The 14,600-nt window shown below is 75.9% G+C and carries 13 protein-coding genes and 1 pseudogene; 12 read left to right on the forward strand and 2 right to left on the reverse strand.

All coding sequences use genetic code 11. The features are described from left to right. Window positions 1-6: 6 nt before the first annotated feature. The 5 genes from BGK67_RS29930 (at window position 7) to BGK67_RS29950 (ending at window position 5,814) form a co-directional block, all read left to right on the forward strand. Window positions 7-1,143 (forward strand): leucine-rich repeat domain-containing protein, encoded by a 1,137-nt coding sequence (locus BGK67_RS29930; RefSeq protein WP_069924204.1) that lies wholly within the window; start codon window positions 7-9, stop codon window positions 1,141-1,143. Beyond that, the gene (locus BGK67_RS29935) at window positions 1,140-2,789 is read left to right on the forward strand and encodes an ankyrin repeat domain-containing protein (RefSeq protein WP_069923001.1); all 1,650 of its coding nucleotides are present in this window, start codon (window positions 1,140-1,142) and stop codon (window positions 2,787-2,789) included. Before BGK67_RS29930 ends, BGK67_RS29935 begins: the two co-directional genes overlap by 4 nt. Continuing rightward, on the forward strand, window positions 2,786-3,982 hold the full coding sequence (locus BGK67_RS29940) for an AAA family ATPase (protein ID WP_069923002.1): 1,197 nt from the start codon (window positions 2,786-2,788) through the stop codon (window positions 3,980-3,982). Before BGK67_RS29935 ends, BGK67_RS29940 begins: the two co-directional genes overlap by 4 nt. Window positions 3,983-3,993: 11 nt before the next feature. After that, window positions 3,994-5,184 carry a vWA domain-containing protein gene (locus BGK67_RS29945; protein ID WP_208948767.1) on the forward strand — a complete coding sequence of 397 codons (1,191 nt, stop codon included), beginning with the start codon at window positions 3,994-3,996 and terminating at the stop codon, window positions 5,182-5,184. A gap of 93 nt (window positions 5,185-5,277) precedes the next feature. Next, window positions 5,278-5,814, forward strand: coding sequence for a TerD family protein (locus BGK67_RS29950; protein ID WP_069923003.1), 537 nt, complete (start codon window positions 5,278-5,280; stop codon window positions 5,812-5,814). Window positions 5,815-5,968: 154 nt separating this feature from the next. Here BGK67_RS29950 and BGK67_RS29955 read toward each other — a convergent pair whose 3' ends face one another. Continuing rightward, window positions 5,969-6,595: a TetR/AcrR family transcriptional regulator gene (locus BGK67_RS29955; protein WP_069923004.1), complete on the reverse strand. Its 627-nt coding sequence runs from the start codon at window positions 6,593-6,595 to the stop codon at window positions 5,969-5,971. A 151-nt stretch (window positions 6,596-6,746) separates the two neighbouring features. Here BGK67_RS29955 and BGK67_RS29960 point away from each other — a divergent pair, with 151 nt between their 5' ends. From BGK67_RS29960 to BGK67_RS29985, 7 genes and pseudogenes are all read left to right on the forward strand, one after another. Continuing rightward, window positions 6,747-7,577: a phosphatase PAP2 family protein gene (locus BGK67_RS29960; RefSeq protein WP_069923005.1), complete on the forward strand. Its 831-nt coding sequence runs from the start codon at window positions 6,747-6,749 to the stop codon at window positions 7,575-7,577. Further along, the gene (locus tag BGK67_RS29965) at window positions 7,574-8,494 is read left to right on the forward strand and encodes a hypothetical protein (protein WP_069923006.1); all 921 of its coding nucleotides are present in this window, start codon (window positions 7,574-7,576) and stop codon (window positions 8,492-8,494) included. The genes BGK67_RS29960 and BGK67_RS29965 overlap by 4 nt, the downstream gene beginning before the upstream one ends. Window positions 8,495-8,577: 83 nt before the next feature. After that, window positions 8,578-8,844, forward strand: a complete 267-nt coding sequence (locus tag BGK67_RS29970; protein ID WP_069924206.1) for a GlsB/YeaQ/YmgE family stress response membrane protein — start codon at window positions 8,578-8,580, stop codon at window positions 8,842-8,844. A gap of 198 nt (window positions 8,845-9,042) precedes the next feature. Continuing rightward, window positions 9,043-9,114, forward strand: a pseudogene (locus BGK67_RS40275) (hypothetical protein); the annotation flags it as partial. Between the two features lie 351 nt (window positions 9,115-9,465). After that, window positions 9,466-11,130, forward strand: a complete 1,665-nt coding sequence (locus BGK67_RS29975; RefSeq protein WP_069924207.1) for a peptide-N4-asparagine amidase — start codon at window positions 9,466-9,468, stop codon at window positions 11,128-11,130. A gap of 27 nt (window positions 11,131-11,157) precedes the next feature. Further along, window positions 11,158-12,804, forward strand: a complete 1,647-nt coding sequence (locus tag BGK67_RS29980) for a serine/threonine-protein kinase (RefSeq protein WP_069923007.1) — start codon at window positions 11,158-11,160, stop codon at window positions 12,802-12,804. Window positions 12,805-12,886: 82 nt separating this feature from the next. Beyond that, complete coding sequence (locus tag BGK67_RS29985; RefSeq protein ID WP_069923008.1) at window positions 12,887-13,792, forward strand: squalene/phytoene synthase family protein; 906 nt, start codon at window positions 12,887-12,889, stop codon at window positions 13,790-13,792. 10 nt (window positions 13,793-13,802) lie between these two features. On the opposite strand, the gene BGK67_RS29990 is transcribed toward BGK67_RS29985, so the two are convergent. Further along, complete coding sequence (locus BGK67_RS29990; protein WP_069923009.1) at window positions 13,803-14,507, reverse strand: LysM peptidoglycan-binding domain-containing protein; 705 nt, start codon at window positions 14,505-14,507, stop codon at window positions 13,803-13,805. Window positions 14,508-14,600: the final 93 nt, after the last annotated feature.

The raw sequence follows: 14,600 nt of genomic DNA on the forward strand, positions 1-14,600 counted from the left end.
GTGGTGATGACACAACCGACACCCGTACGGTGCCCCGCGATCGAGCACCCCGACCTGCCGCCGGCCGACCCGGCCGCACTCGGCCCGCTGCTCGCCCGGCTCGCCGCCGACCGGCCCGTCGAGACCGACGAGACCTTCCCGCTCGGCACCCTGCGCGCCGACGGCCGCGTCGACCTCTGCAAGCAGGGACTCGGCCCGGACGGCGCCGCCCGGCTGCTGCCCGCCGCGGCCGCCTCCGCACACGCCGCCCACCTGCTGCTCGGCACCAACGCCATCGGCGACGCGGGCGCCCGCACCCTGGCCGCAACCCTCGCCGGCGGCCACGGGCTGCACACCCTCTACCTCGGCTGCAACCGGATCGGCCCCGACGGGATGAGCGCCCTCGCCGGATCCCTCGCCGACGACACCACGGTCCGAGCCCTCTGGCTCAAGCGCAACCCGCTCTTCGCGGACGGCGCCCGCGGCCTCGCCGCCCTGCTGCGCCGCAACACCGCCCTGCGCACCCTCGACCTGGTCAACACCGGGATCGGCGCCGACGGCGTACGCCTCCTGCTCGACGCCCTGCTGGAGCGCGAGCAGCCCCTGGAACGGCTCTTCCTCGGCGGCAACGGCCTCGGCGCCGCCGCCGCCCCGCTGCTCGCCGCCCTGATCCGGGAGGCCGGGGTGCGCGAGCTGTACGTCCCCGCCAACCACCTCGGCGACCAGGGCGCCGCCCTCCTCGCCGACGCCGCGGACGGCTCCGCGCACCCGGTCCGCCTCGGGCTCGGCGGCAACGGCATCGGCGCCGCCGGAGCGCGCTCCCTGGCCGACGCCCTCGGCGGCATCGAAGCCCTCGACCTCGGACGGACCATGTCCGAGCGGAGCCTCGAAGCCCCCGGCAACCACCCCGGCGACGAAGGGGCGTACGCCCTGGCCGCCGCCCTCCCCGGCAGCCCCCTGCGCCGCCTGGAGCTGCGCCACACCGGCCTCACCGGGCGCGGCGCGAAGAGCCTGCTCGCGGCGGTGCCCGCCGACAGCCCGCTGGAGTACGTCGGCCTGGGCCCCGGCCTGCCCCGCCGCGTGAAGCGCTCCTTCGGCGAACGGCTCCGCCCCGCCCGCGCCGCCCACCCGGACCTGCGCGCCATCGGCAGCGTGTACCGGTGAGCCCGCAGCCCGCCGCCTTCCCGCCCGAGGACGGTCCGGCCTGGCAGCGGATCCGCCGCTACGCCGTCCCCGCCTGGATGATCGAGCAGGCCACCGCGCACCGGCTCGCCGGTGACTGGCGGGCCGCCTGCGCCACCGCCGCCGTGGACGTCGGCTTCGACCTGCCCGGGATCGCGTCGCGCCACGGCGCCGCCGTCGCCGAGGCCGTGGCGGACGACCTGCGCCACTTCGCCCCGGACCTGCTGCGCTGGCACCTGCCCAGGGTGCTGGGCGGCCGCACCACCATCGCGCCCGACCTGCGGATCGTGCTCGCCTCGTACGGCGGCGCCGACGGCCCGACCCTGTCCGTCACCACGCCCCCGATGATCGAGGGCCCGCAGCGGCTGCGGCTGCACTGCGCGCAGCTCCTCCCCGTGAAGTCCAACCGGTACGGGGGAGGCGGCTCGTGCTCCGAGAGCTGGGCCGCCGCCCGCCCGTTCTGGGACGCCCGGTGCGCGCCCGAGCTCAGCGCGCGCCTCGGCGAACCGACCGGCCCCGCCGCCCGGATCGTCCAGCTCCAGGCCGCCGGCGACACGGACGCGGCCTATGCGGCGGCGGGCATCGAGTGCGACCTGACCGTGCCCGCCCCGGAGCGGCACGAGCGCCCGGTCGACCCGCGGGCCCTGTTCGCGGACCCCCCGATCGCGCTCTCCCGGCTGGTGCCGGAGACGAGGCGGCTCGTGGCGGCCGGCGCGGGCGACCGGTTCCGGGTCGCCTTCGACTGGCGCACCTCCCTCCTGCTGGAACCCGAAGGCTCCGACCGGCTGCGGGCCCGCTTCATCGGCCGGGCCGAGGCCCGCACCGTTCCCGTGCTGCCGCGGTACATCTGGCAGCGGCTCCCCGACCTCGAACTGGTGCGGACCGGCCGGATCACCCCGCGCGAGCTCCACCCGCTGGTGTCCGCCGCGCTGTTCCCCGCCGCCGGACCGGCCGTGGGGCCGCCCGGCCCCGACACGGGCCGGCCGGTACGGGTGCGCTGCCACGGCGTATGGCACGAGGTCCGCTCGCGAGGCGGCGTACTCGACGTGCCGCACACCCCCGAGGAGCAGCGACGCGAGCGCGCCATGCGTGCCTTCGGCGGCAAGGTCGCCGGGTGCTTCGCGGTGCAGCAGACCTGGACCACGGGTGAGGGGCGGCTGCCGCGCGCCCTGCGCGCACAGCGGCGGGATCTCTTCCTGCGCGTCCAGCACGGCGACACCCCGGGGGTGGCGGCGCTGCTGGACGCGGGCGTGGACCCCCGGGTCCGGGACGCCCGCGGACGCGGACTGCTGCACGAACTCCACCTGCTCGACCACGAGGTACTGCTGCCCCGGCTGCTCGCGTCCGGACTCGACCTGGAGGCACGGGACAGGCACGGGCGCACCCCGCTGCTGTCCGCCGTGCACGGGGGCGGTTCGCCGGAACTGGTCAGGGCCCTGCTGGCGGCCGGCTGCCGGATCGACGTCGTCGACGGGACGGAGCTGTCGCTGTCCCAGGAGATCCGCCGCTACCGGCGCACCGACCTCGACTTCCTGCGGGAGCGCGTCGACGCGGAGCACCCCGGCATCGGCACCGGCTGGTTCGACGAGTACATGAAGCACCGCGAGAAGGACGAGGACGACGCATGAGTGCCCCGCCGCAGCCCTCCCGGGCCCTGGCCGCCGCCGACGCCCTGGCCGGGCGGCTGAGCGCGACCCGCACCGAACCCGCGGCCAACCCCCAGCTCGAGGCCCTGGCGCTGGCCGTGACGGCCAATCAGCCCGTCCTCCTGTGGGGTGAGCCCGGTATCGGCAAGTCCGCCGGCATGCGGCAGCTCGCCACCGCGCTCGGCGTGCCGCTGGAGACCGTCATCGCCAGCGTCCACGAGCCCTCCGACTTCGCCGGGCTGCCCATCGTCGGCGAGGACCCCGCCACCACCGGGGTCCCCATGGCCCCGCCGGACTGGGCCGTCCGCCTCGCCCGCACCGGACACGGCCTGCTGTTCTTCGACGAGCTGTCCTCCGCCCCGCCCGCCGTGCAGGCCGCCCTGCTGCGCGTGGTCCTGGAACGCCGGGTCGGCAGCCTCGAACTCCCGCCGTCGGTACGGATCGTCGCCGCGGCCAATCCGCCCGCCAGCGCCGCCGACGGCTGGCACCTCAGCCCGCCCCTCGCCAACCGCTTCGTCCACCTCGACTGGACGCACAGCCCGCGCACCGTGGCCCGCGGCATGGCCGGCACCTGGCCCGAGGTGGCCATCCCGGCCGTCGACCCCGCCAAGGCCTCCGGCGCGGCCGCCCGGGCCCGCGGCGCCGTCTCCGGCTTCCTCACCGCCCGGCCGGGCCTGGTCCACCACATGCCGGCCGACGCCGCCGGCCGCGGCCGCGGCTGGCCCTCCCCGCGCACCTGGGAGATGGCCCTGCGGCTGCTCGCCACCGGGTACGCGGCCTCCACGGGCCGCGAGGCGCTGGCGGCCGCGCTGACCGGCGCCGTGGGCGAAGCCGCCGGGATCGAACTGCTCTCGTACCTCGAACACCTCGACCTGCCCGACCCGGACCGGGTGCTCGCCGACCCGGACGCCTTCGCCCTGCCCGAGCGCGGCGACCGGCAGCTGGCCTTCCTGATCGCCGTGGTCGCCGCCGTGCAGAGCGAGCTCACCCGCCCCCGCTGGGAGGCCGGCTGGGCGGTCCTGGCCAAGGCCGTGGACGCGGGCGTGCCCGATGTCGCCGCCCGCGCCGCCGCCGACCTCGCCGCCATGCGCGACCTCGACTGGCCGGTCCCCGCCGGCATCGACGCCTTCGTGGAACTGCTGCAGCTGTCCGGCTCCCTGCCGGGCGGCGGCTGAGCCGGCCCGCCGTGCGCCCGGCCCTGGGCCTGGACCGCGCGAAGCTGCTGGCCGCCCGCTACAAGGCCGCCGAAGCCCGCCCGTACCTCGCCTCCGCGCTGTACGCCCTGACCGTGGTCCCCTCCGACGGGGTGCGCACCATGGGCGTCGACCGGCACTGGCGCTGCTACGTCTCGCCCGCCTTCGTCGAGGCGACCCCGGTCGTCGAGCTGGCCGGGGTGTGGATCCACGAGGTCGCGCACCTGCTGCGCGACCACCACGGCCGGGCCGAGCGCCTGCCCGCCGCCGACCAGCGCGATCACGTCCGGGTCAACATCGCCCAGGACTGCGAGATCAACGACGACCTGCTCGCCGACGGGCTGGCGCTGCCCGAGGGTCGGATGGAGCCCCGGCTGTACGGCCTGCCCGCGGGCGGCCTGTTCGAGAGCTACCTGCCCGCCATCCCCCGCACCCCCCACGGGCCCGACTGCGGTTCCGGCGCGCACGGCGCCCCCGCCCCCTGGGAGCTGGGCGAGGAGGGCGGACCGGCCCTGGTCGGCCCGGTGGAGGCGGAGGCGCTGCGCCGGCAGACAGCCCAGGCCGTACGGGCCCACCAGCGCGGCCGGGGCAAAACCCCCGCCGGCTGGGCCCGGTGGGCCGAGGAGCTGTTGGAGCCCTCCGTCGACTGGCGCAGCGCCCTGGCCGGCGCGGTCCGCGAGGCCGCCGCCTGGGCGGCCGGCGCGGTGGACTACACGTACCGCCGACCCTCGCGCCGCACGCCCGCGCTCGGCGGCCGCGTGGTCCTGCCCAGCCTGCGCAGGCCGCTGCCGCGGGTCGCGATGGTCATCGACACCTCGGGGTCGATGGGCCCGGACGACCTCGCGGCCGCGCTCGCCGAGGTCACCGGCGTCCTGCGGGAGGTGGGCGTCGGCGGCAACCGGGTCGCCGTCCTCGCCTGCGACGCCGACGTCCACGCCGTGACCCGGGTGCGCGGCGCCGGCGAGGTGGCCCTGGCCGGCGGGGGAGGCACCGACATGCGGGTCGGCATCGGCGCGGCCCTGGCCCTGCCGGACCGGCCGAACGTCGTGGTGGTGCTGACCGACGGGTACACGCCGTGGCCGGACGAGACGCCGTCCTGCCGGCTGATCGCCGCGCTCGTCGGGCAGGACCCGCCCGCGCCCCCGCCCTGGGTGCAGACCGTACGCGTCGACCTCGCCACGTGAGCGCACTGGCCGGGAACGTGCGGTCGCCCGGGCCGAGGCCGGGGACACGTGGGAACATGGCCGGGCAATGCCCGTGAGCGAAGGGGGAGTTCGGTGACCGGTGTACGCAAGGGCCTGGCCAAGGTCGAGGTCGCGCTGCGGTGGGACCCCAGCCCCGCCGGGACGCCCGCGCACGACCTCGACATAGTGGCGGCGGTCTACGGCGCCGAGGACCTCCACGGGGTCCCCGTCCACCTGGTCCACTTCGGCAGCCGCTCGGCCGACGGCACCATCACCCTGAACCGGGACAGCCACACGGGCCAGGGCTTCGGCTTCGACGAGGTGATGACCCTCGAACTCGACCGGATGGCACCGGACCTGCGCCGCGTGGTGATCGGGGTGGTCATCCAGGACACCGCGGCCGACGGGCGCACCACGACGTTCGCCGATGTCGCCGGGACGGGGCTGCGCATCCGCGAGGGCTACACCGACCTCGCCCAGGGCGACTTCGGCTCGGTGCCGTCCGCCACCGCGGCGACGATCGCCGAGTTCACCCGGGACGCCTCGGGGGCCTGGTCCCTCGACGCCCGCCTGCGGGGCTTCGAGTCCGACCCGGAGGAGTTCACCCGCACCATGGGCGCCCTCCGCTGACGGTGGCCGCCCGCCGTCCGGGACCATACGGACCGGGTGGCGGTCACTCCTCGAGTAAGTGACCACCGCCCGGTCCGGGTGACGCGCTGCCGCCGTCCCCACGAGGCAGCGCGGGCAGGTCGCCGTCCGGTCATCGGGACGGCGGCCCGCCGGTTCAGGGGGTCCCGGTGGGTCCGGGGGTTCCGGGGGGTGTGAGGCCCAGGGAGGGGAGTACGGCCGCCTCGACGAACCGCAGCAGGTAGCCCGCGTCGGCGTCGCGCCCTTCGAGCACCGGCCGGATGCGCAGCACGCCCATCAGCTGCGCGGGCAGGAACTCCACGGCCGGGTGGTCCGCGGTGATCTCCCCGCGCGCCACCGCACGTTCCACCATCACGGCGAAGGCGGCCAGCTCCGGCTCCACCAGCGCCTCGCGCAGCGCGGCCTGCAGCTCCGCGTCGCTGAGCACCGCGTGCCCCAGGGCCTGCATCAGCCGGGTGTCGCGCCCCGAGGTGCAGGCCGCGATCCGGGCCGCCTCGCGCAGGTCGCCCGCCAGCGTCCCGGTGTCCACCGTGACGAGCGTGCCCTGCCGGTTCGCGCGCAGGGCGGCGGCGACGAGCTGGGGCTTGGTCTTCCACTGCCGGTAGAGCGTGGACTTGCCGCAGCTGGCCCGCGCGGCGACGCCCTCCATGGTCAGGGCCTCGTAGCCGTGCTCGCGCAGCTGCTCCAGGACGGCGTCGAAGAACTCCTGCTCCCGCTCCGGAGTGATTTTGGAGCGGCGCGCGGTGGTCGGCGTCGACGTCATGGGATGCGGCTCTCCTCGGGGGCGCCTCGGCGGCAGGTTCCAGTGCGAGTGTACGGGAACGCGAGCGTATCGGTACACCATCGTATCGATACGCGAATGTATCGATACACTGGCGTGTCGATCTGTGCGCAACAGGAAGAAGGACCGGGGGATGACCTCCCACACCACACCCGCCGGGGCGGCCGACCGGAAGGCCGCGCGCCGCCGCCTCATACGCGAGCTGCTGCTCGTCGCGGGGCTGTTCACCGTCTACAAGGCGGGCCGGACGCTCTCGACCGGGCGCACCGAGGAGGCCTTCCGCAACGCCGCGCGCATCTGGGACGCCGAGCGCGCCCTGCGCCTGCCCGGCGAGGGATCGGTACAGCGTCTGCTGCTGCACGGCGACACCCTGGTCCACACCGCCAACACCTACTACGCGGCCGTCCACTTCCCGGCCACCGCGCTCTTCCTGATCTGGCTCTACCTGCGCAGGCCCGACCACTACCTCTGGGCCCGCCGCGTGCTCGCGGTGCTCACCGGAGCCGCGCTCGCCCTGCACCTCGCCTTCCCGCTCGCGCCACCGAGGATGCTCGGAGCCGCCGACCTGGTCGACACCGGACAGGTCTACGGACCCAGCGTCTACGGGGACGCCCCGGCCACCGACACCATGGCCAACCAGTTCGCGGCGATGCCCTCCCTGCACTTCGGCTGGGCGCTGATGCTCGCGCTCGGCATGATCGCCGCCACCTCCGGCCGGTGGCGCGCACTGTGGCTGGCGCACCCCGCGCTGACCCTGTTGGTGGTCGTCGGCACCGCCAACCACTACTGGCTCGACGCGGTCGTGGCGACCCTCCTCCTCGGGGCGGCCCTGCTGCTCGTCCCGCGCCGGGGGGCCGCCGCTGCCCCCGTGCGCGGACTGCCGGGCCCGCGGCGCGCCACGTCGGCCCCGGCGCCGGTGGCCGCGGGCTCCGACGTGCCCGTGCCCGCCGGAGCCGGGCGGTGAGCGACACCGCCCTCGCCGTCGCCCTCTGCCTCGCCTCCGCCGTCGCCTACGCGGCGGCCGCCGTGGCCCAGGAGCGGCTCGCCCGCGCCGGCGCCGCCCGCAGCGCCGGAGCCCTGCTCGGCAACGGTGCCTGGTGGTGGTCGGCCGTACTCAACGCCGCCGCCGCGCTGCTGCACGCGGCGGCCCTGCGGTACGGGCCGCTGACGCTCGTGCAGCCGCTCGGCGCGCTGACCCTGGTGGCCGCCGTCCCGCTGGGGGCCCGCGGAGCCGGCCGCCGGGTGGCGGCCACCGAGTGGCGGGGCACCCTGGCCACCGTCACGGGCCTGGGACTGCTGCTGCTCCCCGCCTCCGGGCCGGCTCCGGACGACACCCTCACGCTCGCCGAGGCGCTCGCCGTCTCCGGGACCACGGCAGCGGTGATCCTGCTGCTGACCGCCGTCAAGGACCCGCGCTCCGGGCTGCGGCACGCCACGGCCTCCGGGCTGGCCTCCGCGGCCGCCTCCGCCCTGACCCAGACCGTGGCCGTGGCGGGCGGCCGCGGCGGATCCCTGTTCAGCTTCCGGGTCGTCGCCGTGGCCCTGCTCGTCGTGGTGTTCGCCGTCGGCGGGATGCTGCTGTCGCAGCGGGCCTACCGGGGCGGGCTCGGCGCCCCGCTCGCCGTGGTCAACCTGGCCAACCCGCTGGCGGCGGCCGCCATCGGCATGGTCCTGCTCGGCGAACGCCTCCAGGGCGGCGCGGCGGGAGCACTGCTGGCCGCGGCGGGGGCCCTGGCCGCCGCGCGAGGGGTCCTGCTGCTCACGCGTACGCCGCCCGTTCCGGCCCCGGCCCCGGCTCCGGTCCCGGGCTCCGCCCCGGCCTTCGCCGCGGCTCCGCCCACGGCGCCGAGGGGCGCGCTCACCCCGGCCCACCACCACTGAGGGCCGAGCGCCGGAGAACCGTTTCGGCCCGGGCCGCGTCCTGCTGGGAGAACCACCGGAACACCGAAACGGAGCGCATGGACATGGGGATCATCGGCTGGATCATCCTGGGACTGCTGGCCGGAGGCATCGCCAAGGTCCTGCTGCCCGGCCGGGACCCGGGCGGCCTGATCGGCACCACTCTGATCGGCGTGGCCGGCGCCTTCATCGGCGGCTGGCTCTCGGCGAAGTTCCTGGACCGCCCGATCGACACCCAGTTCTTCGACCCCGCCACCTGGGGCTCCGCCATCGCGGGCTCGCTGGTCCTGCTGATCGGCTACCGGATCCTGTTCGGCAACTCCCGCGACTGAGTGTCCGGGCGCACCGCGCGGCGCAGGGACGGTACATGAGCCGACGGGTGGCACGAGGGGTTCCCGGCGGCTACCGTGCGGATCGCTGCGCACCGCACTCGTCGGCGACCTCCTCGCCGGAGCCGCCGCACGCAACGCCTGGGCCAACGCCGGCCTGACCATCAACGGCGTGGCCTCGGCGGACTCGACCTCGGGGTCATGGCGCTGGGCACCGTGCCCGGCAAGAGCGGCAAGACCGGCGCCGGCACGGTGGTCGGGCCCGTCCCGATCGGCGGCGCCACCTTCCGCCCCGCCGACACGGTCGACGCGGACGCCGACGGCGTCGTCGTCCTCCGGGCCCGACAGGGCCGCGCCGCCCCGACCGGGACCGAGGGCCGACGGTGCCGGCCGACCGTCCCAGCCGGACTGCCCGTGCCGACGGTGCAGACCGTCCCGTCGTGCGGGCCGGGCGACCGCGCCGACCGTCCCGGCCGGACTGGCCGCGGCGACGGTATCGGCCGGGGTGACCGTGCCGCCGGGCGGATCGGCGGATCGCGCCGGGCCCGCCCGGCGGCGATTTTCGGCCAGGGCCGCCGCCCCGGCCCTGGCGTCGGCCGCGGCGTCCGGTTTCACTGCTGGCCCATGACACGACACAGGATCATGGGCCTGCTCGGCGCGCTGACCCTCGCCGCGGCCACCCTGGCCGGCACCGCGGGACCCGCGAACGCCGCCGCACCGGCACCGGCACCCGCACCGGCCTCCACCCCCGCCGCCGCGGGCGACGTACCGCCCGCCGAGTTCGGCACCGACTGGCACGATCCGCTCACCCCCGCCCCACCCGTGTCCCGGCCCGGCACCCGGTCCTGCGAAGTCACCCTCGCCGAGGCGCAGTTCCGCGACTTCACCCCGTACCGGGGCAGTTACGCCCCGCCCGCAGGCTGCGGCGCCGACCACTGGGCCGCGGTGGTGCTCCGCCTCGACGGCAAGGTGAAGGGCCGCCAGTACGACCGCCTCGGCCACCTCTCCCTCGGCGGAGTCGAGATCCTGCGCACCTCCACCCCCCAGCCCTCACCCGACGGCATCACCTGGTCGGTCGAGAAGGACGTCACCCGCTACCGCGACACGCTCGCCCGCCCCCAGCCCGTCGAGATGCTCATCGGCAACGTCGTCAACGAGACCTACACGGGCGTCATCGACGTCAGGGTCACCCTCACCTTCTACGCCGCCGAGGGCCGCACCGGCCCGGCCGCCACCCCCGACCGCGTGCTCCCCCTCACCACCCCCACCGTCACCACACCGCGCAACACCGAACGCCTGCTCGCCGAGGTGTACGCCACCGGCTCGGGCGGCGGCTGCGAGGAGTACTGGTACATGACCACCCCGGACGCGGCCCCGTACTCCTGCAAGGCCGCCGACGGTCCCTACCGCGAGGTCCGCGTCTCCGTGGACGGGCGGGCGGCCGGCATAGCCGCGCCCTTCCCCACCGTCTGGACCGGCGGCTGGTCCAACCCCTTCCTCTGGTACGTCACCCCCGGCCCCCGCGCCTTCGACGTCCAGCCGATCACCTACGACCTGACCCCCTTCGCCGCGCTCCTCAACGACGGCCGACCGCACCGGATCGAGGTGACCGTGGCCGGGGTCCCGGCCGGGCAGAGCGGCTGGAGCACCCCCACCAACCTGCTGCTGTGGCAGGACGCGGGACGGAAGGTCGTCACCGGCGCCCTCACCCGGCACGAGGAGAGCGCGCCGGCCAACTCCTCCCGGTGGACCCCCGCGGCACCCGGCGGCGAACACCGCCTCGACACCGAGGGCGGGCACCGGCTGACCGTCGCCGGGCACCTCGACACCTCCCACGGGCGGGTCACCACCACCGTCACCCGCGCCGTCCACAACACCTCCGTCCACCGCTGGACCGACGGCGAGAACCGCGACGCGCTCACCGCCACCTGGACCGACGAGGAGACCGTGACCCGGGGGAGCACCGCCACCCGCACCCACCGCACCTACACGATGGACGGCGAGACCACCCTCGGCGCCGGCGACCGGCTGCGCACCGTCCTCTCGCTCGGCGACCGCGCGGACACCGCCACCCTGCGCGGCGGCCGCATCACCGAGGCCTCCCGGCTCGACGACCGGTACACGGGCGACGCCACCTACACCGCGAACGTCCCGCGCGACCAGCGGCACGCCGTCGCCACCACCTCCGCCCGCTCCCGGCTGCACGGGTCCCAGGCCCCCGGCGGGTGCTACGACCGTACGGTCACCGCCGTGCAGGGCACCGTCACGGTGGACCGCCGGCGCTGCTGACACCGGCGCCCCCTACGATGACCGGCCATGGAGACGAGTGAGGCCGGCAGACAGCTGATCGACGGCCGTTTCGAGCTGGTCGCGCCCCTGGGCAGCGGCGGCATGGGCACGGTGTGGCGCGCCCGCGACATCGCACTGCACCGCGAGGTCGCGCTCAAAGAGGTGCGCCCGCCGGACCCGGCGACCGCCGCCGCCCAGCCGGGTCTGGCGGACCAGCTGCGCGAGCGGGCCGTCCGCGAGGCCCGGGCCCTGGCCCGCCTCGCCCACCCGCACGTGGTGACGATCCACCACATCGTCGAGCCCGCCCCCGGCACGGACGGTCATCCGTGGATCGTGATGGAGCTGGTCAAGGGCGGTTCCCTGCACGACCGGCTGGCATCCGGACCGCTGCCGCTCGCGGACGTGCTCCGGCTCGGCCGCGACGTGCTGTCCGCCCTGCGCGCCGCACACGCCGAAGGGGTCCTGCACCGCGACGTGAAACCGGCCAACGTGCTGCTGCGGCCCGACGGATCGGCGGTGCTCACCGACTTCGGCATCGCCGCCCTGCACGGCTCGACCGGCCTCACCTCCACGGGCGTGCTGATCGGCTCGCCCGAGTACATCGCACCCGAGCGCGTCCGCGGCGAGGAGGGGCTGGCCGCCTCCGACCTGTGGTCGCTCGGCATGCTGCTGTACGTGGCCGTGGAAGGCGTCCACCCGCTGCGCCGGGCCACGAGCCTGGCCACGGTGGTCGCCGTCCTCGACGAGCCGATCCCGGCACCCGTACGCTCCGGCCCGCTGGCGCCCGTACTGGAACGGCTGCTCGTCCGGGATCCGGCCGCGCGGCCCGACGCCGAGCAGCTGGAACAACTGCTCCGGGATGCGAGCACCGCTCTCACCGCCGCCCCGGCGACCCCCGCCGCCCCGCCGGCCGTGGGGCGGTACGGGCCGCCCACACCGCCGCCGTTCGGCCCGGTGCCCCACCCGTACGCGGTCACCGCGCCCCTACCGCCGGCGGCCCCGCGCAGGCGCCCGGTCCTGCTCGGCGCCGTCCTCGCGGCCGTCCTCGCGGCCGGGACCGTCGGCCTCGTCAAGTGGCTGCCGGACGGCACCGACCCGAGTGAAGGTGCGAAGGGCGGCCCCGGCGGCGCCGGCAGGAGCGCGAGCGCCGACCCCGCCGGCGGCCAGGGTTCCCCGGCCCCCTCGACCCCCGGCCCCAAGGCCGGTGCGAAGAAGGGCGCGACCCCCGAGGGCAGCCTGCTCACCCCGGCCAACATCCGGACCGCCCTGGCGGCCCTGAAGGAGCAGACCGGCACCACCGGCTTCGTGAACCTGCGGATCTACGACTCCTACGTCATCGCCGCCGTCCCCACCGCCCCCGGAGCCAAGACCGTGGATTCCTGGCAGTACCGCGACGGCGCGGTCACCCGCACCGGCCCCGCCGGCACGGTCAAGGACCGCGTTCCGCTCATCGACATGGCCAAGGTCGAATGGGACACCCTGCCCGCCCTCCTGGAGGAGGCCGGACAGGAGCTGGGCGTGGCCAACCCGACCTCCCGCTACGTGATCGTGGAGCCCTGGATGATGGACCAGAGCCCGTCCATGCGGCCCTACCTCAGCGACGAGTACGGGCAGGGCGGCTACGTCCTGGCCGGCACGGACGGAAAGGTCAGGAAGGTGTACCGCTCCTCCTGACGCGGGGCCCTCCCGGGGGCGCGCGCCTGGGATCCTGATCTCCGTACACGCGCGGAGAAACGCTGAGAGGAGCACCACGACCATGCCGACCTGGGGCACCACACTCACGGCCGCCGGACTGTCCGGCACCCGGCTGCGGAACGACTACACCCACGCCGTCCGCCGGGTCCTGCGCCGCGAGCCCGCCCCCTACCTCGCGCTGCGCCTGCTCGCCGCGCCGCCCCTGGTGCCCTGGCTCGCCGCCGGCCTCGCCTTCATGAACCTGGTCGACGACGTGGCCGAGACCGGCACCCCGGCCGCGCGGGCCGCCAACCTCGCCGCACTGACCGAGCGCGTCGAGGCGGCCCTGAAGACCGGGGACAGCCCCGACCCGCTGCTGCGCGCGTACGCGCACGCGGTGGACTCCCGGGCCCTGCCCGCGCACTGGGTCTCCCGCTTCCTGGAGGGTGCCGCCACCGCGGAGGCCGGGTTCGACGGCTTCGCCGCCGAGGAGGACTTCCAGGACTACCTCGACGCCTACGCCTGGCCGGGCGTGGTGATCTTCACCGGCCTCCAGTACCAGGGCGGCCCCGACGCCGAACAGGCCGCGGGCTGGCGGCGGTTCGTCGACGCCGCCCAGCGCGTCGACTTCCTCGCCGACCTCGCCGGGGACCTGGCGGACGGCCGCCTGTGCATCCCGCGGTCCCGCCTCGACGAGCACTCCGTGACCCGCGCCGACCTCGAACGAGCCCGCGACACCCCGGCCGTCCGCGCACTCCTGGCCGCCGAAACCAGCCGCGCCCGCGCCGCCCTCGACGCCACCGACGGCATCCTCGACCTCGTCGACCCCGGCCTGCGCCCGGTCACCGCGACCATGGCGGAGCTGATGGCTCACCAGCTCACGGCCGTGGAGCGCGCCGGATCCGCCGCCCTGCGCAAGGACGTCGGCTACGGCCTCGTGACTCCCCTGCGGACCCTGCTCAAAGCCCGGGCCGCGGCGCGGCGGTGACGCCGGTACGTCAGTAGGGGCCGTTGACGTTGTCGATGGAGCCGTAGCGGGCGGCCGCGTAGTTGCAGGCGGCCGTGATGTTCGCGACGGGGTCGTAGGAGTCCAGCGAGGTGCCGGGCACGTGGTAGGCCTTGAAGGTCGGGTCGATGACCTGGAGCAGGCCCTTCGAGGGGATCCCGTTCCGGGCGTTGATGTCCCAGAGGTTGATCGCCTTCGGATTGCCCGAGGATTCCCGCATCACATTGCGGTGAATTCCGTTGTAGGTCCCGGGAATGCCGTGCTTCGCCATGACGGCGAGGGACTCGCGGATCCACCCGTCGAGATTGTTCGCGTAGGTGGTGGCCGCGGGGGCCGCGGCGGTGGTCTTCGCCTTGGTGCCGAGGGCCAGTTTGAGCCCGGGCCGAATGATCGACGGGTCGGCGCCGACCACGCTCTTGTTCGCCGCGTACAGCTGCTCCCAGCCGCCGCTCACGGAATGCTGTGCCGCGATCTTGGAAAGCGTGTCACCGGCGACCACGGAATAGGACGCGGGAGCGGCGGCCGCGGTGGCCGCGACCGCGGAACGGGCCGCGGGAAGGGCGGCCGCCTCCGCCGCCCCGGCGGTGGTCGTGCTGATCAGGGGGAGGGCGAGCGCCGCGCCGCCCGTGCCGGCGAGCGCCAGCTTCCGGGTGATCGGGTGCTGCTTCGGCCGGCGGTGCTTTCCCTTTGCGGACATGGCGCAATTCCTCACGTGGGGGGACGGAGAGGCCCCGGAGGTGGCCGGTTTGGGAAGCGGGACCGCCGGGAACGAGGGTGACCGTAGGCGAGC

The sequence above is a fragment of the Streptomyces subrutilus genome, from assembly GCF_001746425.1.
Taxonomy (GTDB): Bacteria; Actinomycetota; Actinomycetes; order Streptomycetales; family Streptomycetaceae; genus Streptomyces; species Streptomyces subrutilus_A.

Bases quoted from the DNA above. Each gene is read 5' to 3' on its own strand.
- BGK67_RS29930 (WP_069924204.1), top strand. From the start codon at position 7: ATGACACAACCGACACCCGTACGGTGCCCCGCGATCGAGCACCCCGAC.
- BGK67_RS29940 (WP_069923002.1), top strand. From the start codon at position 2,786: ATGAGTGCCCCGCCGCAGCCCTCCCGGGCCCTGGCCGCCGCCGACGCC.
- BGK67_RS29955 (WP_069923004.1), bottom strand. From the start codon at position 6,595: ATGACGTCGACGCCGACCACCGCGCGCCGCTCCAAAATCACTCCGGAG.
- BGK67_RS29960 (WP_069923005.1), top strand. From the start codon at position 6,747: ATGACCTCCCACACCACACCCGCCGGGGCGGCCGACCGGAAGGCCGCG.
- BGK67_RS29970 (WP_069924206.1), top strand. From the start codon at position 8,578: ATGGGGATCATCGGCTGGATCATCCTGGGACTGCTGGCCGGAGGCATC.
- BGK67_RS29975 (WP_069924207.1), top strand. From the start codon at position 9,466: ATGACACGACACAGGATCATGGGCCTGCTCGGCGCGCTGACCCTCGCC.
- BGK67_RS29980 (WP_069923007.1), top strand. From the start codon at position 11,158: ATGGAGACGAGTGAGGCCGGCAGACAGCTGATCGACGGCCGTTTCGAG.
- BGK67_RS29985 (WP_069923008.1), top strand. From the start codon at position 12,887: ATGCCGACCTGGGGCACCACACTCACGGCCGCCGGACTGTCCGGCACC.
- BGK67_RS29990 (WP_069923009.1), bottom strand. From the start codon at position 14,507: ATGTCCGCAAAGGGAAAGCACCGCCGGCCGAAGCAGCACCCGATCACC.